This window comes from Deltaproteobacteria bacterium, from assembly GCA_003696105.1.
In the GTDB taxonomy this organism is placed as follows: domain Bacteria; phylum Myxococcota_A; class Polyangia; order Haliangiales; family J016; genus J016.
This window is the reverse complement of record RFGE01000235.1, coordinates 1-23096: the sequence shown is the minus strand read 5'-3', so window position 1 is coordinate 23096 and position 23096 is coordinate 1. Positions and strand designations below refer to the sequence as shown.

The 23096-nt window shown below is 73.8% G+C and carries 10 protein-coding genes; all 10 read right to left on the bottom strand.

The window, feature by feature from the left end; all coding sequences use genetic code 11:
- Positions 1-189: 189 nt before the first annotated feature.
- Positions 190-1131, bottom strand: coding sequence for a hypothetical protein (locus D6689_15465; protein ID RMH39859.1), 942 nt, complete (start codon positions 1129-1131; stop codon positions 190-192).
- Between the two features lie 4 nt (positions 1132-1135).
- Positions 1136-2311, bottom strand: coding sequence for a hypothetical protein (locus tag D6689_15460; protein ID RMH39858.1), 1176 nt, complete (start codon positions 2309-2311; stop codon positions 1136-1138).
- Positions 2312-2323: 12 nt separating this feature from the next.
- Positions 2324-4831: a hypothetical protein gene (locus D6689_15455; GenBank protein ID RMH39857.1), complete on the bottom strand. Its 2508-nt coding sequence runs from the start codon at positions 4829-4831 to the stop codon at positions 2324-2326.
- Positions 4832-4846: 15 nt separating this feature from the next.
- Positions 4847-6367, bottom strand: a complete 1521-nt coding sequence (locus D6689_15450; protein RMH39856.1) for a DUF4159 domain-containing protein — start codon at positions 6365-6367, stop codon at positions 4847-4849.
- An 18-nt stretch (positions 6368-6385) separates the two neighbouring features.
- Positions 6386-10855, bottom strand: coding sequence for a hypothetical protein (locus D6689_15445; protein RMH39855.1), 4470 nt, complete (start codon positions 10853-10855; stop codon positions 6386-6388).
- Positions 10852-15594 (bottom strand): hypothetical protein, encoded by a 4743-nt coding sequence (locus D6689_15440; protein ID RMH39854.1) that lies wholly within the window; start codon positions 15592-15594, stop codon positions 10852-10854. Before D6689_15440 ends, D6689_15445 begins: the two co-directional genes overlap by 4 nt.
- A 29-nt stretch (positions 15595-15623) precedes the next feature.
- Entirely contained in the window at positions 15624-16547 is a 924-nt protein-coding gene (locus D6689_15435; protein RMH39853.1) for a hypothetical protein, read from the bottom strand.
- Positions 16544-19171, bottom strand: coding sequence for a hypothetical protein (locus D6689_15430; protein RMH39852.1), 2628 nt, complete (start codon positions 19169-19171; stop codon positions 16544-16546). Before D6689_15430 ends, D6689_15435 begins: the two co-directional genes overlap by 4 nt.
- Entirely contained in the window at positions 19069-22146 is a 3078-nt protein-coding gene (locus D6689_15425; protein RMH39851.1) for a hypothetical protein, read from the bottom strand. The genes D6689_15430 and D6689_15425 overlap by 103 nt, the downstream gene beginning before the upstream one ends.
- A gap of 5 nt (positions 22147-22151) precedes the next feature.
- The coding region (locus tag D6689_15420) for a hypothetical protein (GenBank protein RMH39850.1) at positions 22152-23096 on the bottom strand (945 nt) is incomplete at its 5' end.

Sequence of the window (23096 nt, the reverse complement as noted above, 5' to 3'; positions counted from 1 at the left end):
GGCTATGAGGACGATCCGATGGTGCGCGAGTCGATCGCGAGTGGCGTCGTGCATCACGTCGTCACGAAGCCGTGGACGGCGCGCGGCCTCCGCGAGTTATTGCAGCGCGTGCTGAACGAGTAGCCGCGCGCGGCCATCGCGCGGCAGTGCCGGGCCATCCGCCAGACGCCGCCGCCGGCGATTCGGCGGTCAGTTGTCGGCGGCGGCAATCCACGCGCCGGTGTCCGCGCCGATGACTGGTCGCGGCCGCACGGCCTCGACCCCCGCGATCGGGGCGACGAACAATCGGCCGTCGCGGGCGAGTAGCACGTAGGTACTGTCGGGCGAAAACCCCAGTGGCGTGTAGCGACGCCAGCATTTGTACTCGCCCCCGACGGCGCGAACGACGCAGGCATAGCCGTCCTCGGCGACCAGCACCCACCTGGAACTCCCGTCCCACGCGACCGGTGTCGCGTCGCCCCCGAGCTTGCGCCGCGCGGCTCGCCCGTCGAGCGCGAACCCGTACAGGCTGCGCTCGCCGTCGGCATTGGCATAGACGCCGACGCCGCGCCGCCGGTCGGGCGACAGTACGAACGGCCCGTCTGGAGCCTGCGCGGCGAGCACGCGCGCGTCGCGAGCGCGACCAGCGGTCGGTTCGACGACGAGCGCGCCGTCGCGCACGACCGCGATCGCATCCGCCGACCACCATGCCGCCGCGGTGGTGCCTCCGCCGACTGTAACCGCCCGCCAGGCACGCGGTTGCAGGACCGGACCGGCGGCGGTGGAGCAGACGAAGCCGCCGCCGTCCGGCGCTACTGCGACCGGTGGCCCACATGGCGCCCACGCGAGCGCGCGGTCGCCGTCTCCCGGTTGCAGCCAGCCGACCGCCTCGCCGAACACCACCACGACGAGCGCACCATTTGGGCTCGCGATGATTTGCGTCGGTGCGCCGGCCCCGGCCGGTAGCATCGCGAGCCGGCGCGGTTCACTCGAGCCATCGGCGGGGATGCGCCACAGTGCCCCGTCCGCTGCGTACACGACGTCGCCCGCAGGCGCTGCGACCGGCTGTTCCGCGCGCGCGGGCGCGAACGCTGTCGCGACCGACGCCAGCGCGGCCAGCGCGGCCAGTGTCGTCGGCGCGATGCGGCGCATGGGTTCAGGCGACGCCGATGGCGTCGAGCAGTGCGGGCCCGGCGTCGACCTCGGACGTGATGAAACGCCCGCGCGGCGACGCGATCAACAGCGCCGGGCCAAAGCGCGGACAGTGCACGCGAAGCGTGCGCACGCCTCCGTCATGGACGGTGGCCGCCGCCTCGAACGCTGGCCGCGACAGCGGCGTCCCGTCGACGAACACTTCGGACAGAAACTCCAGCGGAGCGATGAAACCGGCGCCCTCGCGCCGGATGCGGTCGCGAATCGGGCCGGGGATCGGATCGGACGAGCGAAGCAGGCTGTCCCAGTCTCGTTTGCCGAGCGCCGCGGCGACGTCGAGATCCCAGCGGTCGGCGGGAAACACGAGTACGACGTGGCCGCCGTGGTCGATGCTCGTGAGCGGACTGCCGGTCGGCTCGGGCTCCACCGCAGGTTGTGCATCGGGGGCCGAAGGCGACGAGGGCTCCGCCGCGCGCTCAGCGGCGCTGGCCGGCGCCCCCGGTATGAGTGAAAAGCGATCGAGCGCCTGCAGCGCGATTTCCATCGCGTACGACTTTCGCAGATCCCACGTGCCGTCGGGCTCGAGCACGTCGACCACGAGCAGATCGCCCCGGCGTTCAAACGTAGCCGGTCCGAGATCCGCCAGGATCGCCGCCTCGTCGAGCTCGTCGAGGCGCTTGTCGTACGCGGCGATCTTTTGTTCGAACTCCTGCTTCGACAGAGGTTGCGCACGCTTGTGGCCGTCGACGTCGACCAGCGGATCGAGCACCCACGACATCAGCGCGATCGCGCGCAGATCGCGCGCCGATCGCGCGACGATTACCGCCTCGCCCCACGTGCCAAGCGCCATGATCCGGCCGAGGCGGCAGTCGAGCGCGTCGACGAGCGCGATCAACCGTTCCTTTTCGCCGCGCAAGTCGAGCGGCACGATCGGCTCGTTCGGGTCCTTGCGCATCGGAGCGACCGAGTCGTCGATGATCATCAGCCGCGCCTCCCCGCGCCGCCGGAAGGGCATCGACGGGGACAGTTGCATCTCGATTCGCGGATCGACCGCGTCGGGATTGAACAGCTTGCGCGACCGGGCGACGTCCTCGCCCAACGCGTCGATCAGCGCATCCGACGACGGTGGCGCGTCCGCCTTGAAGATCAGATCGAGCACCAGGCTATCGGGTTGCAACATGCGATCGCGTTTCTACAGTGTGCCCGCGCGCTGGCGCAAGCCCCACTCGAGGCCGAGCAGCAGCAACGCCGCGAACAGCAACCACGGCTGGCTCCACACTTCGACATCGGCGCGGCGATCGACGCGAACCACGCGCGGCGGCCGGAACGGCAGATCGGCGGGCAGCGCATCGGCGTCGACCAGCAGGCGTCCACCCGTCTGGTCGGCAATCTGAGCAAGCAGGTCGAAAGTGGCGGCGGGGCGTTCGAACTCGGCGCTGCCCTCGCGCACGAGAAACAGGTCGACCGCGGTCGCGGCGCGACCCGCGACCGCAGCGCGCGCACGCACCCGGTACGGCCCGGGATGATCCGGCGCGTGTAGTGTGTGGGCGCCTTCGCCCGCTTCGTCGACCGTGACGCGCGCGCTCGCGACGACCTGCTCGCCACCGTCGTCGTTCACGCGTGCGATGTCGAGATCGACCTCGCCGCCGGCGGCGGGTGTGTAGTCCGCGCCAAGCAGCCGCACGTCGAGGCGGACCGGGGCGCCGGCGTAATACTCGGGTGCGTCGGCTTCGACGTGCAGATGGCTCAATTCGGGATCCTGGATGGCCCACCGGATCGCGTTCTCCCAGAACTTCTCGTAGTAGCGACCGTCGTTGCCTTCGCGTGCGGCCGCGACAAATCCCCATCGCCACAGCGAGTCGGTCATCACGGCGATCGATCGGCCGTCGCCGTAACTGCCTGCGGCGATCACGGGCATGGGCCGGCCGGACGGGGTCTTGAGCGTTGGGTGGACGGCTATGGCGACGGCGCCGTCCACTACGTCGCCGACGCGGTTGACGCCTTCGAGCGGCGGCAGGCTGGCCCACGCCGCTTGGTTGTCGGCCGGTTCATAGCGGAGAGCCGCGATCGGATGCGCCGCGCCGGCGCGCGTGAGCCGCGGTGTGAACGTCGATGTGTCGAGCAGCTGAGACAGGGGCGTGTTATTGGCGAGCAGTTTGACCGGCAGCGCGCGCGCAACGGGCGTACCGGCGTACAGGCCGCTCGAAAACGACCCGGGGCCTCCGAGCATGATCAGACCGCCGCCCCCCTCGACATACTCGCGAATCTTGTCGAGATAAACGCCGATGCCATAAGGCAAAAAGTCGAAATTCTGCAGCACGATCAGATCGAACGAGGGCAGCTGTTCCCCGAACAATTCTTGCGTCGGAAACGGAATGAGGGACATCTCGTGCTGCGGCACCGGCTGCACGTCTTCGTGGGTCCGCAGGATGAAGAACGAGATGAGGTCGACGTTCGGATTGCGCTTGAGCAAACGTCGCAGCGAGCGAACGTCCCAGCTCGGCTGGCCAGCGACCTGCAAGACGCGAATCTTGTCCCGGATCACCCGTAGGACGAAGGCGCGCGAGTTGTTGGTCTGGACGGCTTCATCCGGCGACACCGGTGTCGCGATCTCGTAGACGAACTTGCCGACCCGCTGCGGCGTGAACTCGAAGGAGACCGTCGCCGTACCCGCACCCGCCGGAAGATCGACCCACTTTTGCCGAACGAGCTTGCCTTCGCGCGTGAGTGCGACCGGGACGCGGCGCGGGCCATAGCCGGTCGTGCGCAGGACGGCCTCGACCTTGACGACGGTGCGCACGAACGCGAACTCGTCGACGTGCAGCTTCGCGACGGCGACATCTCGCAAGCCGGCGCGACCGACCCACACCGCGTGCACCGGCGCGTCGATGCCGCGCAAAAAGTCGCGCGCGGCACCATCGCTGGCGCCGTCGGCAAACCGGCCGGTCGCGATCCCGTCGGTTAGGACGACGATGCCGGCGAGGTCGGCGCCGTCATAGCGCTTGCGGACTTGTTCGAGCGCCTCGCGCAGCAACGTCGCATTTCCCTCAGGGGCCGTCGCCGGCGCGCCGGCGCCCGCGGCCGGCTCGAGAGATTCCGCGAACGTGTAGAAGTCGACGCGGTGACGGTCCGCCCACGAGGCGAATGTGCTCGCGGACCGCGCGAGAATGTCCCGCGCGCGCTCGGCGCGCGACGGACCGGCGGGCGCGTCGCGGAGGCCCATGGACGCCGACCGATCCACGACGACCGCGACGTGATTCGGCTCGCGCGCGACCTGGCGTAGTTCGACCGCCGGCTCGAGAAACAGCACGAGGGCGGCTGCCGCGGCGCCCGTGCGCAATCCAACGGCGGCAGCGCGACGCCAAGGGCTCGCCAGTCGGGCGCTCGCTCTCCAGCCGAGTGCGACGATCGCCACCGCGGCCGCGGCGCCCAGCGCGAGCCCGAGTCGTCCCCACGGCGCGAGCAGGATCCATCGGTGCTCGTTGAAGTCGGTCGTGGCGGGCGCCGCGCGGGTTGCCGCCCAGACGGCCGTGCGCTCGGCGACGACCGCGCCCAGCAACACGAAACCGGCCGCGCCGACGCGCGCGACCCATGCGCTCGCGCCTCTGCGCGCGCGCAGGGCGAACGCCGTGGCGATCAGCGCAAGGCCGGCGCCGGCGAGCGACCATCGGATCGAGCTGTCGAGCAAATCGAGGGCCATCGCTTACCGCCGGCGCTACTCGTCGGCTCGCCAACGTCGACGCCGCATGATGAACTCGACGTGGACCTGGTCGCTCTTGTAGTCGTTGCACAGCGCGTACATCACCAGATTGATCCCGAGGCGGAACGCGAGTTCGCGCTGGCGTTCGCCGCCCGGGTCGCAGCGCAGTGCGTAGTTGCCGAAGTTGTCCCGCTCGTAGGCGCCGGCGAGGTCGTTCTGACAGTACACGAGCGCAAAGCGGCCGTCGTGAGCGATGCCCTCGAGCACTGGGCTGATGGCCAAACGACCGACCGGCCGGTCGATCAGATAGAAGGATTTGTACAGGACGTGGTCGCGGTCGACGATCTGCGGGCCGGGCGACGGCGGCGGGAACAGCGCGCTCGCGAGTTGGCGGACCGATCGGTCGAACGCGCCGTCGGTGCGCCCCTCGGCAGAGTCCACCAAGACGAACCCACCGAAGGTCAGGAAGCGGCGCAGTCGGTCGATGGATCGCCGGTCGGGCAGCGGCATGTCGCCGTCCCCCGACAGGTAAAGAAACGGCGTGTCATGCAGGCTGTCGTCGGTGAGGTGCACCGGTTTGGGGTCCAGGTCGACGTCGATCGACGTGCGCTTGTCGACTTCCCACAGCAGGCGGCGCAGGGCCGTCGGCCGCGGGTTCCAGTTGCCGGCGTGGACCACGTGGCCGATGCGAAATTTCGAGCCGGGGCCGATTGCGTGCGCCCGACGGGTCGCCCACCACGCGGCACCGCCGCCGGCCAGCGCCAACAGCTGCCGTCGCGTCAGCACGGCGACAGGCATAGCACATCGCGAGCCGGTCGGCCCGCGGCGAGGCCCGCCGCCGCTTGCGGCCGCGCGGCGGCGGCGCGCTACGACGCGGCGGCGGTCGGCCCGGCGGCGGCGCGCCGGTGCTTCCACAATGCCTCGGTCGTCATCACGCGAGTCGTGCGGAACTGCGCGGGGCTGCCGGTCGACTCGCCGCGGGCGTGCGCGACGAGGGCGGCGTGCACGCCCCGCCGGACCTCCTCGCAAAACCGCCGGTCGGCTGCCGCGTCGCCCGCGATCGCGATCCACGCGAGCAGGACGCCGTCGTCGTCGACGGACACGCTGCGCGCGTACGCGCCCGGGAACAGCGCGTCGAGGTCGGCCGGTGACGGCAATCGTCGGGCGACATGCGGAAGCTGCTCCACGGTCATCGCCGCGCCGCGCGCGCACGTGAACCGGCCTGCCGCGAGCGCGATGCCCGCGACGCCGTCGACGTCCGCGAGCGCATCGACGACGTCGGCCAAGCACAGGTCGCGTTCGCGGCTCGCGTCGGCAAACGCGCCGCGCACGGCGGCGCGCGCCGCAAGAAGTCGCTTTTCCGACACGAGGGCCGCCACGTCGTGCGCGAGCGCCGCCGCGCGCCGGCGATACCGCTGGACGACGGCGACCGCGAGTGCGGCGCCGATCAATGCGAGCACGAGCGTCATGCTCCTCCAGTCGGTCGAGGGAGCGGCGAGTTGATAGGGGGCCGGCGTGTAGGTTGCCGGCACACATGGCGCCCAGCGCACCGCGTCATCCCCTGCTTCGGCGTCCGGCCAGCGACTTCGCGAGCCAGCCGCCCTTGCCGCGGCTCACGAGGTCCCGCATGCGCAGCGCCGCCCGACCGTGTGACAGCCGGCCCGCGACCAGATCGGCGAGCACGGCGTCGGCCCGCCGCCGCCGCGCGACCGCGTCGGCGAAGTCGACGCCGCCCTCGATCCAGTCGGCCGCGCGCGCCAGCCGCGAGCGCGTCGCCGTGGCCGTGAGCGCACGCAGTCGAGCCTCGTAGACTTCGTCGAGGCGACCGCGCAGGCGGGCGAACGCCGCCTCCTCGTCCGGCGCGGCAGCGGCGGGCGGACCCTGCCGCACGGCGTGGCGAGCAATCGCCGCCGATACGACGCCGTGATCTTCGAACGCTTCCAGTTCGGCGAGCGCGGCCTGGCGCACGTCGGCCCGCGGGCTCGCGAGCGCGTCCACCAGCCGCACGACCGTGTCGATCGACACCCAGCGGTGCGCGAAGTCCAGGCCGGTCCCCTTGATGTTCTGGCAACCGACCAACGCGAGCCTCGCGCCGGGGGGCGCCAGGCGCGCGGCTCGGTCGATCAACTGGTCGCCGGTCGCGTTCGGGTCGTCGACGGAGACGACGGCGTCGGTGAGCAGCGAGCGGTACGCCCGCTCGAACAGGGCGTTGGCATGGCGCGCGGCGTCCGGGGTGGCGGCGGCGACGGCGTGGCGCACGGCCCGCGTGACCCGCGCGCGCACGACCATGCGCGCAAGTTCGCGCACGATCGCGGCCGCCACGTCGCTAGCCGTCGGCGGTGCGATCGCTTCGACCGTCTCCGGCGTTTCGGTCTGCCGCCGGCGGCATGCGCGTTCGAGCGCGTCCCGTAGCTGGCGATCGCCGTCGATCTCGCGGATTACGTCGGCGACGTCGACCGACCCGTCGCGCTTCGCCGCGTCGTCGGGCGGTGCGAGCCACCGTTCGGCCGAGGCGGCGAACGCCGCGACCGCGTCGGCATCGACGCGGAAGCCACACGCGTTTGCGCAGTCGCGCAGCCGGGCGGCAATCAGCACGGGTTCGGGGCGCGGTACGCGCAGCCGATCGAAGTGGCGCGCCACGCGTTCGAACGCAACGTCTTCGTCGCTCGCGCCAAGGTCGTCGGGCGTCAAGACCGGCTCGTCAGCCAGCAGCGCGTCCACTTCGGCCGCGATGTAGCCACGCAACCCCTCGAGGTTGGTGCCGATCAGCATGTGTCGATCGGCGGCGATGTCGCGCACGATGATGCGCGCGAATACCTCCGAACGGGGGATCCGGTCTGCGCGGTTGTTGACCACCGTGACGATGTAGCCGCGCGGATCGTCGTCCGTCGACCAGTGGTCGAGTCCGATGCGCCGCCAGCTCGTGAGAAACCCGGTGCGCTCGTTGGCGGACATGGCCTGGACGAACGTGATGTCGCGCCCGCGCACGGTCACGGTCGGGTAGGTCTTGAGCACCCCGAGGTCCGGCACCACGTGTTCGGCCATCGTCGCAATGGCGAGGTTGCGTTCGATGCCGAGTTCCTCCGCCATGCGCGCGACCAGCGCGATGTTGTGCGGATGCTCTCGGTATGGAAACAGCGCGAGCAGGTCTTCGCCGAGCAGCGAGGCGTCGCGCGCCGGCACAGCGATCAGCCGCGTCCCACGTGCGGAGGCAACCGTCTCGAACAGAGGCAGGAAGTTCACCTCGCTCGTGAACACGGTCGATCTGCGCGGAATGAATCGCGCGATCGTCTCGGCGACATCCTTGCCGGCCGGTCCCTGGATGTCTTCGTGGTCTGGGTATGCATTGGTGAGCGTTGCAAGGTCGTCGCGCATCCAGCCGTGCTGAAGGATTTCGACATAGCGCGGGTTGAGAGCCATGCATTCCCACAAGAACACCTCCGCGCCGAGCCGCGCGGCGAGGTCGAGCATGTTGGCCTGCTCCCAGATTGTCGCCTTGTCGTACGGCCGGTAAATGAAGATCTCCTCGGCGCGCTGCCCGCCGACGGAGTGAATGAACATGGCTTCGCAGCCGGTGGTCTTGCTGAACACTTCGAAGCCGAGACCGTGAAACAAGCCCGCCTTGATTCGCTCGGTTCCGGACTTGCCGCGGGTCCCCCAGCCGCCGATCGACAGCGGGATTTGTGCCCGCGCTCGCTCGATGGCGCGCCGCCGTCGATAGGCGCCGCCGATGTGCACGGCGGCGGCCGCGCCGACGAACAGCGCGAGCGCCGCCTGGCCCGTTCCCGTGTACGAAAGCAATTCGTCGATGTGAGCGTCGAGCCATTCCCTGGCGCGCGCGACCAGGTCCGGCCCCGGCACCAGTGCGAGCGCGCGAACCGGAGGTCCGGCGTCCGGCGCCCGCGCCGGCGCGGGAAACAGCGCGGCGACGCTGGCGTGGGCCGCCGATGGCAGCTCGCCGCGCCGGTACGGCGAAAACGACGCGTCGATGCCGAGTTCGTCGCGCACTTGGCGAATGAAGCGGCCGCGCTCGCGCCGATTGATCGCTTCGAGCGCCGATCGCCGCAGGTCCGCGTACGCGGCATAGCGCCACGTGAGGATCAGCCGCGCGCGCAGCCGGGCCCACAGCCGCGCCGGTGGCGTGAGCGTCGTGACGCCGTGGCTCGAAAACAGATGGACGGCGGCGCTCGACCACAGCGGCAGGCCGAGCAAGTCGTCGACCGCGGGCAAGTGGCGGCCCCAGCCGTAGTCGCTCGCGATCTGGACTCGCTCGCCCGGCACCGTGGTCGCGGTCGCCTCGTCGAGCCGGCCGGGCGGGCCGCGCAGTTCGCCGCGGGGGGTCCGGCCAACCGTGTGCACGTAGCCCTGGCGCTTGTTGGGCGCCGGATTGCGCAACTCGTGCAAGATGCGCCACAGCCGCCGGCGAAACCGATCGCCTCGCCACACGGTGAGCCGCCCGGCGGACAGCGACGCGGAGACGCCGAGCCCGTCGCGCGAGATCGCAGCGAGCGCGCGGCCGAGCGTGCGCGGCTCCGACAGCGCTGCGTCCACCGCCGGAGGGAGCGCCGATGTACGAAACCGCCGGCGGCCGCCCGGCGGAACCGACGCGACGAGATCGCGCAGCGCGCGGTCGAGCGCGCGGCGCGCCGGGGTGCACTCGCGCTCGATCGCCTCGGCCGCGGCGTTGGCGATTTCGGCGGTCGCCGCGCTCACGTCGTCGCGCACGCCGGCGTGGGCGAGCGCCTCGATCCACCGGCGCGCCAGCGCGGCGAACGGCTCGCGGTCCAGCGCGTCGGACCGCGCCGCGGCCGCCTCCGCGAGCCGGTCGCACGCGACCTCGAGCGGCAGGGGGTCGCGCTCGGCGGCCAAGCGGGCGCACAACGCATCGGTTGCGCGAACTACGGCGTCTGGTTCCACCGCGGTCGCAATCACGCGTGCGAGCGCGTCGACGGCGGCCGCGCGGACGTTCGCGCTCGCCTCGCTCGCCTCCGCTAGCCGGACCGCGATGTCCACGGCGCGCGCTGTTGTGGGGAGCCGACGGCACACCTCGATGCGCACGTGTTCGCTCGGGTCGTCGACGGACACGGCGTCGATGTCGTGCCGCAGCGCGAGCACCGCGACTTCGGCGCGCGCGAGAAAGTCGCGCGGCGGCGCGTCCGCCCATGCGTCCGGCGCGAGGCGTTCGCGGACGACATCGGCGGCTCGCGGGTCGCCCAGGGCGAACAACAGCTCGATCGCGCGAACCTGAACCCACGGGTGGTCGGCGCGGTCGCGGGCGCGGTCGAGCCACGCATCTGCGGTGCGCCGGGCGCTATCCGGCAGACCACCGCGGTCGGCCGCCGCGCGGGCGATGGCGATCAGCGCGTCGAGCGCGGCGACGCGGTCGATCCAGCGCGGCCCGACGTCCACCCGGTCGGCAAGAAATGCGAACGTGCCGATATCCTCGACGAGTTCGCCGACGGAGACGGCGTCGCGGTCGGCCGACAGGGCGGCGTGCGCGGCGCCGCGGATGAAGTGGATCGCCACCTCTGCGCACACGAGCAAGCGATGGCGCTCGCGCGCGTGGCGCTCGCGCAGCGCGTCGAGATCGAGATCGCGATCGAGCGCGCGGAGGTCGCCGCGCAACGCGCGCCGGTCGGTCACCGTCTCCCGGACGAACTGAGTGAACAGTTCGCGCCGGTCCTCGTCCGTTTGGATTTGCGTCGCCATCGCGGCAAAGTGGGCAAATCGGCGATCGCGGTGGTGGATGTCGGCATCGAGTCGGTCGATTGCCTGTTGCGCGCGGGAAATCAGGATCGCGAGCTGCCGGGCGCGCTGTTCCTCCACCAGCGGGTAGGGAGACCGCTCGAGCGCCACCAGCCGGTCGCACAACGCGCGGACGGCGCGGCGACGCGCGCGCCGCTGCAGTTCGGGTAGGTGGTCCTCGACGAGCGTGCGGATGAGCGCCGCGTGCGGCGCCGCTTGCGCGACTTCGGCGCGGCGTTCAGCGCGGACGCGCCGCCAGCGCCGCCAGCGTTCGATCACGGCACATCCTCCCACACGCGCGGCGCAGTGAAGTCGTCGAACTCGCGGTCTGGCGGCGCGAAGTCGCGGGTGCCGCGGCCGCCGAGCACGTCGTAGCGCACGCCGATCGTCGCCAGCCACCGCGCGGCGGTCCCGGCGTAGACGCCCGCGTCCAGCTCGACGACGAGCCGCCCGTGCCGGGATCGCCATGCGTACCAGCGGGCGCGCGCGGTCACGTCGTGGCGCACGAGACCGTTTTTGCGCGCTCCGTCGGCGCGCAGGGCGACCGGGCGATAGCGCAGCCGCAGCGCGGGGCGCCCGAGCCAGCGTACGTCCGCGACCGCCTCGCCGGCCACGGCCAGGGACGCCTGATCGAGCGTGCCGGTCGGGCCGTTGGCGATCGCCTCGGCCGTCGCGATCACGCGGGCGTCTTGCAGCGGCTGCCACACGGCGCGCACGCGCGGCGCGATCGACCGCGGGTGCCCGGCCGCGTAGTCGCTGAATACGAGCGGGTCGGCGCCGCCGGCCGGACGCGCCGAACGCGACAGCCATCGGCCGCGCAGCTCGAGCGACGGCGTCACGGCAATCGCCGGCGATGCCGCGAACCGGCGCGCCACGCGGGCGGCGACGCGCGCGGCGTGCGCCGATTCGCCTTCGATGCGTTGCGCATACATCGACACGGACGCGGCCACCTGCAGGTCAGCCGGCAAGGCGCGTGCGTACAGGCGCCCGGCGCCGCCCCACGTGACCGCCTGTCCCGCGAGCCGCCGCGCGCGCCCGCTCGCGTGTAGCCACAGGCGTTCGTCGACCGCTCGGCGCACATCGATGCGCGCGTCCGCGCGCGTGATCGCGGGGGCCTGGTCGCCGTCGATGGCGTCGATCGAGTCGCGCCCGACGGATGCGCCGGCAGACCAGGTGAGCGGTGCCGGAGTGCGGCGCTCCGCGAGCGGGGCGTCGACGAACGCGATGGCGGGATTCCGCAGCGACCAACTGCTCGCACTGCCGGCGGCCGCCGGCACGTCGGTGTCGCTGCCCGGCGGCCGCGCGTCCGGCGCGGGCGCGCGCACGGCAAGCGTCACCGCCGCCGCGCCGCCGCGCGCCGCGATCGTGACGTCGTATACGCCGTCGTCGGGCAGCAGGACGACGCGCTCGACCGGCCGCGTGACCGCGAGCCCGGCGCGTTCTATCTCGCCGGCGGCGTCCGGGTCGGGCGACCGATCCAGGGCGATCGCGAGCCGGCGCGAGTCGCCGGGACCGCGGACCGTGACGTCGACCGATCGGGCGGGCGCGGCGCCGTAGCCGCGGGCGCGCACGCGCAGCGCGGTAGTCCCCGGGATGGAGGCGCGGATCGGCGCGTCGTCGCGGGCGACGTGGGCGGGTTCTGGGACGCGCGGCGCGAGCGGCCGTTCGGCGGTGGTCGTGACGTCGACGAACCGCACGGCTACACCCGCGCCGTATGCCTCCGGCGCGAGCGTCACCTCGACCTGGTGGGGGCCGGGCGCGAGGTGGCCGACGCGAAGCCGCGCGGGCCGGCCGACGTGGGCGGCGATGCGGCCGCGGTCGACGCCGTCGACGGCGGCGATCAGCGGGCAGGTGGCGGCGTCGGAGTCGGCGGCCACGCGGGCGCACCACACGTCGATGGCAAGTTCGAGCGGGCGCTTCGGTTGCGCGCGCAACACAGCAGATTGTCCCGGACGCAACAGATGGACCTCGTGTCCGGGCCACGGAGGCGCGACCAACGCCTCGAACAGCGCACTCGCCGGGTCGTCAGATCGGTCGACTGGCTCGTACAGCGTTTCGAACCCGCCCGGCGCGGCGACGCCGCGCACGCGCCGCCAGCGCGACGCCCTGGCGGCCAGCGCGAGCGCGAGCCGCACGCGCGGGTGTTCGATGGCCTCGCGGACCCGGGCCGCGAGGCCGTACGCGAGCGGCGCGATCGCGGCGGCATCCTCTCCGTTACGCGCGAGCGCAGCGATCGTGTCCGCGGCGGCCGACAACCCGAGTTGCCAGGCACCGGTGGCGACGAACCCGTGCGCGGCGGCGCGCACCGCATCCGCAAACTCGCCGGCGGCGCGCGCGGTCCGGGCGCGCGCCGCCGACGCGGCCGCCGCGGGGCCGGCCAGCGCCGGCGGCGCGATCAGCGCCGGCAGGTTGGCGAGAGCGCCCGCGCGGGGGAGCGCGGCACCGGAGAGATCGCCTGCGACCCGCGCGAGGACCGCGTCGACCACCGCACGCAGCCGCCCGTCGCCCGGCACGAGGGCGGCCGCGCGGCGCAGATCGGCGGCCGCACGCCCCGGGTGACCGAGCGCGACCAGCGCCCTGGCCCGATCGACCCACGCCGCGGCGTCGCCAGGGGCCGCAGCGAGCCGCCGAGAAGCGGCCGCGATCGCGGACAGCGGATCGGAGGGGCGCGCGATCGGTGGACCGACGGGCCGTGCCGGGACGCCGGCCCGTCGGATGCGGTCGCGCCGGTCGTCGCGCACGGCGACCGACACCAGCAGGTCGGGATCGGCCGGCTCGAACCACACGTCGTCTACCAGCGGCGGCAACCACACGACGGCGGTCGCCGCGGCCGACACGGCCGGCGCGCCGGGAAGCGGGCGAGCCGAGTCGTCTGCCGGCGCCGGCGGCAGCCACAGGTCGACCGGCGGCCCGAGGTCGGGGTGCAGTCGAATCGACCGGGGCGCGCTGCGCGCGCCGTTCGCGGTGCGGACCACGACGCGGACCGGCAATCGGTCGGTCGCGCCGGCGACGCGAAATCGAGTTGCCGCTCCGCCGACGCCGGCGGGCCACAGGCGCTCGGTGCGCGCCGGCGCGGGCGGCAGCGTCCCGTCGGCCGCCGGCGCGTCGACGAGCGCGAGCACGTCACCGGCGGCGTCGATGCGCACATCGTGCCGGCCCGGCGCGACCGCGATGTCGATCTCGTCGACCGGCGCGGAGATCGGTCCCGACCACCTCGTCGCGTCGACCGCCACGGCGATCGCGGATGCCGCGTCGGTCGCCGCGGCGACGCGCAGGCGCAACACCGTCGCCCGGTCGGGATCGAGCGGGTCGGCGGGCACGTCGATCGGGACGGCGCGGCCTACCGGCAGTTGCCACCATGCCGGCTCGACCGCCGAAACCGTTGCGCGGGGAACGAGCCAGTCGGCCGCGCCGATCGCGGCTCCGCCGACCGGGAGAGCGGTTCGCCACGCGGCGCGCCGGTACCACGCGGCGAGCAGCGCGGCGCGCGCTGGCGGGGCCGCCGGCGCGCGCCGCCACGCCGCCGCGGCCGCCGCGAGCGCCGCGGGGGCGCCGTCGCGATACGGTGCGAGCGCTTCGGCGAGCGCGGCGGCCAGATCGGTGTCCGCCGCCGCGGGCGGCAGGTCCGCGACGAGGCGCGCGGCCACGTCGCAGCGGTCGCGCGCACACGCGGCCTCGGCCGCCGAAACGAGCGCCCATGCGCGGGCGACGGGATCGCGCCACGCGGCAACGGCGCGCGCGACGTCGGCCGCGGCGTCGTCCACACGCGCGGCGCTGCGCACGCGCCGCGCCGCCGCCCACGCGCCGGGTATGCGCGGCGCCGGGCCGCCGTCGATGTCGGCGAGCAGCGCGCGCAGCGCGCCGGCGCGCGCACCGCGACGCCCGGCGAGCGCCCGCCGGGCCGCGCGCGCGTATGCCGTGATCGTGCCGGAGCGAGTGAGCCATTCGCGCAGGCGCGGCAGCCGGCGAGCGACGCGCGCGCGCACGAGCGCGGGCCCGGCGTCCACACGGATGCGATAGCGGTGACGGCCGATCCGCGCGACCGCGACTGCGCGCACGGCCGCGCTCACCGGATGTCCCGCGGCGTCCACGAGCGGCTCGGTGTCGGCCAGCGGTGGGCGCCGAGCGCTCGGCCGTTCCGCGTGCAACGGGCGCAGCAGTCGGTCGGTGCGCGCGAGCGGCCCGGCGTCGTCGAACACGGCGACGCGAACCGACCGCGGATCGGCGGTGGCGTCGGGAAAGCGTGCGCGCACCTGGATCTCGATCACGCCGGGGCCGTCGAGCCATACCGTGCGGTCGATCGGCTCGTCGACCGCGGCGTAGTCGATCCCCGCGACCGCGACCGACTCGCGCGCGCCGAGGTCGATCGCCGCGTGGCGAAACGCGAACGAAAGATGGGGCTGTACGCGCAACAGCGCCAGCAGCGCCGACGCCTTCCGCCACGCGCGCGCGGCGCGCTGCAGCGCGGGGTCGTCGCCGGCGAGTTCGGCCGCGACCGCCTGCTCGCCGCGCACGCGCGCGCGCAGCGACGCGGCGCCGGCCGCGGGCAGATCCGGCGGTGGACCGCCGCGATCGATCCACGCGAGCAGGGCGTCGCGCGCGCTGCGCCAGGCGGTGCGACCCCGCAGTGCGACGAGTTCGTCCACGGTCACGGTCGCGGGCTCGGCGGCCGTCACGAGCCAGCGGCCGCGCGCGTGCGGCGGCTGGACCACGTACCACTGGCCCGCAGCGGCGGGCAAGCCGCGTTCCTGCACGCGCACGCCGGACGGCTCGACGCGCACGAACGACGGCGGCGCCGTCGCGCGCACGCGCGCGACCTCGAGCGGCCGCAGGTCGAACAGGACGCCGCGCGCGGGGCCGATCCGGACCGGCTCGTCGGTCGCTGCGCCGCCGGCGGGCAGCCGCGCGGCGATCGCGGGACCCGCGACGGCCACGGGGACGACGGCGCGCGGCCGCCAGCGCACTCCGTCGTCGCCGGCCGCCGCGGTGCGACCGCCGGCCGCGGCGGCGACGGCCACCGCCAGCCACACTGTACGCCCGCGGCCGGTCATCGGTCGCCGGGGGCGAGCAGCGCGCGCCCGAACGCGGACCGCATCGCCGCGTCGGCCGCGAGCGTGCGCCGGAGGGGGAGCGACAGTTCCACGTGGACGAATGCCGTCGCCGTTCCGCGCAGTGCGCGGCCCTGCGCGTTGCGGGTTCCGCCGAGCACGCGGACGTCGTCGGGATATCGCGCGATCCGGGCGCCGGTCGCGGCGGCGAGCGCGGCGGCGGTGCGGGCCGCGCGTGGCGCGAGCGCGGTGTCGTCGCCCGCGCTCACGATGGCGTCGACGCCGGCGGGCGTCGCGCCGAAGCCGTGAATCTGCACGACGGCGGCGGCGCCGGCACGCGCCGCGAGCTCGGTGAGCGTCGTGAACGCGTGTTCGCTCGCGCGCGCGAGGTCGGCGGGGCCGTGCGGGTCGCCGCCGCGCTCTCCCTTCGCGGTCTGCCGGCGGTCGACGCTGTTGACGTACAGCGCGCGCGCCCGGCCGGCCGCGACCGGCGAGAAGAACAACCGGGCCGCGAGCGACAGCGTGTAGCGGTCGAAGCCGCCGTGCGGCGCCTGCAGCACGACATCGCCGCGGCCGCCGGTGCGAAACACGTAGATGCCCGCGCCTCGCGCGGTGCCGGGCCGCTCGCGCAACACGACGAACCGCTGTCCGTCGACGACCCAGCGCTCGACGACAAAGCCGGCGCTGCCGGCGGGGACGCGCCCGCGCCACAGCGCGTCGAACGCCGCGCGCAGGTAGTCGTGCTCGGCGGCGGTCGTGTCGGCAAACGGTGCATTGCGGTCGGGTGGCCGGAGTTCGGCCAGGGCGGCTTCGACCGACAGGGTGCGCGCCGGTCCCCCGGCGACAAAGGAGGCCGACCCCGTGCCGCCGGCCGGCGCGGCGCACGCCCCGACCGCGAGGTACACCGCCGCGCGGACGGTCATGGATCGCTCCGCTTCCACTGGATCATGCGCTCGCTGTCGTCGGCCGGCTCGGCGGTGGTGTAGAACCGGACCCACAGGCGGCGGCCGGACGAGTTGGCTACGGTCACGGTGTGCGCCCCGGCGATTATATCGCTGCCGATCGGCGCCGAGACGACGCGCGCAAACCCGATCCCTTCGAGCGTCTCGAGGACGGCGGCCGGTTGCGTCGCGCGCGCCGGCGGCAGTGCGACGCGCCGGCGTGACGGCGTGACGCGCGGCAGCAGCCGCCCGGACACGCGCCGCGGTCCGCCGCCGTCGACAGCGATGTCGAGCGCCGGCACGGGCGACGCGGTTCGCTCCGGCGCGTAGATGACGGCGCGCACCGCGACCGGCGCGGCCGACGGTTTGCGTACGCGCACGCGCAGCGGCGCGCGATCGAGCGCGTAGACCCGGCGGATCCGCGCCAGCGCGACCCCCGAGGCGTCGACCGGAGGCCGATCGACCGCGATGCGCGCCGACGCCGGGGCGGCGACTGCGATCGTGTGGTGGCCGGGGGCCAGCCGCGGCAGGGTGATGCGCCCGTGCGTAGCGGTCGTGCGCCGCCGGACGCGGTCGACGCCGTCGACGGCGATGGTGATCGATGCGCCGACGTCGGCGCGATCGACCCAGTAGTAGACGCTGACGCGTTGGGGGCCGCCGCGCGCGGTGTCGTAGGCGCGCGCCGCACCGGGCTCGACGTAGGCGACCGTTCCAGGCGGCCAGCGCGCCGCCACCGTCTCGCGGTCGCCGGCCTCCACCGGCTCGACGATCCGCGCCTGCGGCGGCGTGCCGAGCGGGCGCACGGACACGGTGGCTTCCGTCGCCGGCTCGCGCCCGCGGCGGCCCGTCGTCCGGGGCTCGAGACGGACCTGCGAGGAGATCGTCGCGCGCAAGCCCGCGGCCGCGAGCGCCTCCGCGTTGGCCGGAACGATCGGCAGCCACCGGCGGCGAACGCGTGGCGCATAGCGCCAACGGGCGCCGTCGACCGGCCAGTCGCGGTAGGGCGCGTCGAGTTCGTCGTCGTCATCGGCGTAGGCGTACAGGCGGACGGCCGCGGGACCGCCAGCCGTGACGTCGACGCGAGCGGACCGCGGCGGCGCAATGATGCGCAGCGCGACCGGTTCCGACACCGGGCGTGGCTCAGCCGCCATCCCGCCGAGCCGTTCGAACGGTGCGTGTTCCGTGCGGACGACGCGGTCGAACGTACCCGTCGGTGCGCCGTTGGCGTCGAAGAACGCGAGGCGCACGCCGACGCGGTCCGGCGCGTCGCCGCCAGGGGGGCCGACCGCGCGCACGTCCACCCGAATGAGCTGGTCGAGGGTGCCGGTGCCCGGCACGATCGGCGCGGTGACCGCCTCCGCGTGTGCGAGGTAGACGGGGAACCGGCGGACGTCGGGGACGATGGCCGGCGTGGCGACGCCCGCGATGCGAACGGGCTCGGCGATCGGGCGCCCCGACTCGGCCGTCGCGATCACGGACAGCGGCGCGGGTGAGTCGGTAAACAGGTGGAGGCTGTGGATGCCGGGGCCGATTGACACGGTGTGCACCAGCGGTGGCGCCCCCGGCGCGACGGCACCGATCGGGGCGGGTGCCGGCGTCCCGTCGGTGACGTCGCGCAACCACACGGTCGCAATTGGCGCGTCCGCATCGCGGGCGACCGGCGCGATCGTCATTCTGACGGCCCCGGGACCCACGACGTTGAACGCCAGCGCACGATGCCGATCCACTTCCGGCGGTCGTGCGCGCGGAACGTCCTCGACCGGCAAGCGGAATCCCGTGTAGTAGATGACGTGGGCGGTGTAGTCCGTGCCGCGGTCGCCGACCGCGGCCAGCCGGCGCGCGTGTAGGCGCAATGCGGCGCGCTGGTCGGCGCGGGGCCACAGTGCCCAGGGCACGAACGTGGCCGAGGCGAACCACCGTTGCACCTGGTCGGCCGACAGTCGCGCGAGCTTGCGATCGATGTCGATCGATGAGCGAGGAACGATCTCGTACACGCGCGCGAGGACGAGATCGACGTCGCCGACCGCGGTGAGTTCGAGGGTATGGCCGGCTGTGACGGTGGCCGGCAGGGTGACTCGCATCCGGCGGTCGTCGGTGAGTTCGATGCTTTCGTCGAGCGAGAAAGCGTTTTCGTCGGCCCACAGCCCGCCCGTCCGATTGGCCTTCGACTGGCGCGATTCGGTGTAGAACACGCGTTCCCATACCGGGTGCTCGCCGTCGGTGATGCGCAGGCGCAGGCCGTACAGCACGCGCCGCTGGGGGTCGAACGCGATGCTGCCGGGCAGTACGGCATGCGACACGATCTGGATGTCGCGCGTGTCGCCGGTGAGCGCAAAGCGCGGGCCGCGATCGGCGCGGACGTCGTAGTACAGGATGCGCTCAGCGTTCGCGATCTTTACGTCGAGACGCGTGCGCCGTTCGGCCGAGCGCGCCGCGACCGCGTACAGCGCGGCGCCGATCGCCGCAAGCGTGACCGCGGCGGTTGCGTGCGGCAGCCACCGGGTCATCGCGGCCGCCTCCCGACGACGCGCACCGTGCGGCAGCGCCGCGCGAGGGCGAGCCGGATGGTGCGAACGTCGGCCGGCGACAGCGGCGCGGTCGCGCACTCGGCGCTCGCGGTCGCGAGGCGGACCGCGGCGCGCTCGATCGCGCCACGCCGGTCGGCGACGACGACCGCGTAGGTGGCGCCGAGGTCTGCGCTGCGCACGGCGGTCCAACGCGCGCCGCGCAGCCTCCGCGCGGCGCGGGTGAGCGCGCGCGCGAACTGCGGGTTCCGAGATCGCGACAGCGCGTCCGCGAGCGACACGAGTTCGTCGAGTGCGCCGGCCGGCGCGGCACCGCGCGCGGGTTCGACCAGCGCCGACGCCACGTCGCCGTCGACCGGAACGACGCCGGCAGTGGCGAGCGCGCGACTCCACGCGGGGTCGTGCGCGGGCGCCATGGGGGCCCGCGCGGCGGCCGACAGCCACATCACGGCCACCGGCGGTCCCGCGGTCGCGCGCGAGTACACGATCTGGGGTGTGCCGGCCGCGGCGAGCGCCACGACGTCGGCGCCGCCGTCCGCGAACCGGATCGGTTGCGGCAGCCACGCCAGCGGTCCGCCGGTGCGCAGCAGATCGCGCACCGCGGCGGGCACGGCATCCGACACCGCGACGGGCGCGCCGAGCCCGACGACGACCGGCGCGTCGACCGGCCGCCACGGCGCGTACCCGCGCAGCTGCAAGATCGCCGCGCCCGCGCGGTCGGCGAGCGCGTCCGAGATCGCTTCATGTGCCGCGTGAAACGGCGTGGCCGCGCCATCGGCGGCGGTCGGGTTCGCGGCCGGGTCGTCGGCCGGATCGACGATGACGAACGCCGCACCGAGGGAGGTCCACGCCGCGAATCCGGCGCCGAACGAGCCCGGTTCGCGGGCCGGGTGCGGGATTTCGACCCCGACGGCGCGCGGCGCGTCGGCGCGCACCGCCACCGCGACGCGGCCGCGGAGGTCGTCCGGCCGGTGGAGGACCCAGCACGCGCCGCCATCGCCGCAGTCGTCGATCCGCGCGACGCGGTAGTCGAGCAGCGCGGCCACGTGCGCGGCCCACGCCACCGCGCCGCCGTCGCCGGTCTCCGCCGCGGCCGACAGCGGCGCGATCACCTCGCGTTGCAGCACGACGAGTTCGGTGTCGGACAACGGGGGCTCGGCGTCGCGACCACGGTCGGGTGGCCACAACAGGGCCGCAGCACCGCCTGGCTCGCGCGCGATCGCGCCGGCGGCCGCGATCGCACGCGCCCGCGCGTCGTCGGGATGCATCCGCAGCACGGCGAGCTGGCGGCTCTCACTCCACACGCGGTCGAAGCCGGGCGGCGCGCGCCACGTGATCGCCGGTGTGGTGGTCGCGAGGGCCGACAGGTCGATGCCGGGCGGTAACGTGTGGCGCAGGTGAATCGTCGGCGCCCCGGCGGTCACGTCGGCGGTCACGTCGATCCACAGCGCGGGCGCGCCGCGCAGGGAGCGCGCGGTCGCTCGGAACGCGGCAGCGGTCGCGTCGCCGGCCGCACCGCGCGGCACGTCCACGCCCGCGAACAGGATCGCGCGGCAGGCGAGCGCGTCGCACAACGTCGCAGCGAGCGCCGCGGCCGCCGGGTCGCCGCGCGGGCGCGGGACCGCGAGCACCGGCCCCGCCGCCCCGGGAACGAGCACCGCGGTGTCACGTCCCACCTGGTGCGCGAGTCGCTCCTCACGTTCGACGAGTGCAAACCGACCGGGCTCGTCGGATAGCTCGATGAGGCGGACGCCGGCGGCATCGGCGGCGGCGGCGACGTCGGCGCGAGCGCGCGCATCCCCCGCCAGCCACCGGTCGACCGACGCCCACAGCCGTGCGAGCCGTTGGGCCGGCGGCGCGGTCCCGGCTGGCCGAGCGCGGGCGCGCGCGAGTTCGGCCACGCCGCGCGCACTTCGCAGCAACCGGGTCGTGGCGACGACCCTCGGGCCGGTCGACGCGCGCGCGGTGGCCGCGGCGGGTGCGAGTTGTTGTAGCGCGAAGCTCATCGCCACGCCGGTGACGAACGCGGCGGCGGATACCGCGGCGGCCGGTGCGATCACCCGCCCGACTTCGCGTTTGGCAAGGATCTTGACGGCGAGCAGGCTGGTGAGCACGTAGCCGAATCCGAACAACTGCACGACTTCGAAGTCCGGCGCCAGGCGAGCCAGCAGCCATGCCGTGGCGAACTTCAAGGCGAACCCGACCGTGAACACGAGCGCCGTCTTGCGCGGCCCTTCGAGATTGGCCGTGCGCAGCAGCGGCAGCGCCGTGATCGCACGCGTAAACAGCACGAGTGCGATCACTTCGGCGAACGTCACCGCCACCGTGAGGGGCGACACCCATACGAGCGCGATCAGCGCCGGAATGAGGATTCCGTTGTAGTCCCAGCCGTATCGAAGGTTCATGCGGGCTGCGAACCACGCGCCAGTCAGCAAAATGATGTATGCCTTGGCGCTTCCGAGGAAGTCGAGCGCGACGTTTTCGTAGGTCAGCTCGAACGCCGCGAACGACAGATTCGTCCGCGGCAGCAGCACGTAGGCGAGCGCCGCGTACGTGAGGGCGACCGGTACGCCGGTCTGAAACATCCCCCGCCGCAGATCGAGTTTCCAGAACGTGTTCGCGGTGAGCGGCACGAGCACCAGACCGATGCTGAAGAAGTCCTGCCGCAGAGACAGGTGAGTGCCGAAATGCGTGTCGATCCATGCGATGCCGGCCGGCACGAGCCACAACTGGCTGGCCTGGCGCACGACGACGCTCACGAGCACGATCAAGAAGAATCGGTCGCGCCCGAAGAACGGCGCCCACGGGTCGGCGCGCGCGAGCCGATCGGAAATGGTTCGCGCGAGCGTGTAGGTGAGGACGGATTCGACGACGACGGTGACGGCGGCGGCCGGCAGGATCACGAACAGCGAGCCGAGGTAGCCGGGCACCACGAGTCCCACGAACACCCAACCGAACCACTCCGTCATCGCCAGCAGGATCCAGACGCCGACGAGGACGCCGACGAGGATCGACTGGTCGAGGCCGCGCGGGAAAACCTGCAGCGTCGCTTCCATCGCGGTTACGAGCGCCGTTTGGGCAAGCGAATGCGCACCTGGGTGCCGTCGCTCATGTCGCTGGTGACGGTGACGCGGCCGTCGCTCGTCGCGACGACGTGGACCAACTCGGCGATGCGGGCACCCAACGACCCCTCGACGAACGCCCGCGGGCCGTCGCCTCGTTCGATGGCGGCGAGTTCTCGCGCCGGAAGGACCGCCGCGGGCTCGATCACGCGAATCTCCACCGCGTCGTCGGCGTCGTCGATCTGGATCCGCGCAGACTCGTCGGCCGGCCCCTGCGCGAGCGTCTCGCGCAACAGCGCGACCAGGCGGTCGGCCAGCGCCGCGCCGTCGCCGGCGACGGCGGGCACGGTGTCGGGCATCTCCACGATGACCGGCCGCCGCGGCGGAGCGTCCCCGCGGCGGAGCTGACGCACGGTCTCCTCGAGCACGGCGCGCACGTCGATCGCGCGGGCGGCGTCGTTCGCGAGCGACCAGCGCCAGTCGACGCGGTCGACGGCGACGTCGATCGACTCGGCGATGGTGAGCAGCAGTCGGGACACGGGGCCGGCGTCGCGCACGTCCGGCGTGTCGCCCCGGCCGACGCGCGACAAGGTCAGCTCGTAGGTCGACGGCGGTCCGGCGGCCGGTTCGAGACGCCCCGTGAGGCGTAGGTGCGCCCGGTCGACCACCAACTGGCGAAGTGCTTCGTGAACCGCGGCGTCGTCCGCGCCGGTGAGGCGACGCAACAGGCGGTGCAGCGGCACCCGGGTCGCGTCGTCGATTCCCGCCGCGCGCAAGAACCGGCGCATCGCGTCGTTGACCGTCTCGACCTCGCCCCACAACGTTGCGACCAATACGCAGACCGGCAACTGGTCCAGCAGGGCGGCGGTCGCCTGCTGATGGCGGGCGAGGGCGAGAGCGCCTCGCCTCGCCTCGCGCACGCGGTCGAGGAAGGCGCTGTCGCC

What these genes read in the sequence shown, in the direction of transcription:
- D6689_15465 (RMH39859.1), bottom strand. Translation starts at nt 1,131, where the DNA reads ATGCGCCGCATCGCGCCGACGACACTGGCCGCGCTGGCCGCGCTGGCG.
- D6689_15460 (RMH39858.1), bottom strand. Translation starts at nt 2,311, where the DNA reads ATGTTGCAACCCGATAGCCTGGTGCTCGATCTGATCTTCAAGGCGGAC.
- D6689_15455 (RMH39857.1), bottom strand. Translation starts at nt 4,831, where the DNA reads ATGGCCCTCGATTTGCTCGACAGCTCGATCCGATGGTCGCTCGCCGGC.
- D6689_15450 (RMH39856.1), bottom strand. Translation starts at nt 6,367, where the DNA reads ATGTGTGCCGGCAACCTACACGCCGGCCCCCTATCAACTCGCCGCTCC.
- D6689_15435 (RMH39853.1), bottom strand. Translation starts at nt 16,547, where the DNA reads ATGACCGTCCGCGCGGCGGTGTACCTCGCGGTCGGGGCGTGCGCCGCG.
- D6689_15425 (RMH39851.1), bottom strand. Translation starts at nt 22,146, where the DNA reads ATGGAAGCGACGCTGCAGGTTTTCCCGCGCGGCCTCGACCAGTCGATC.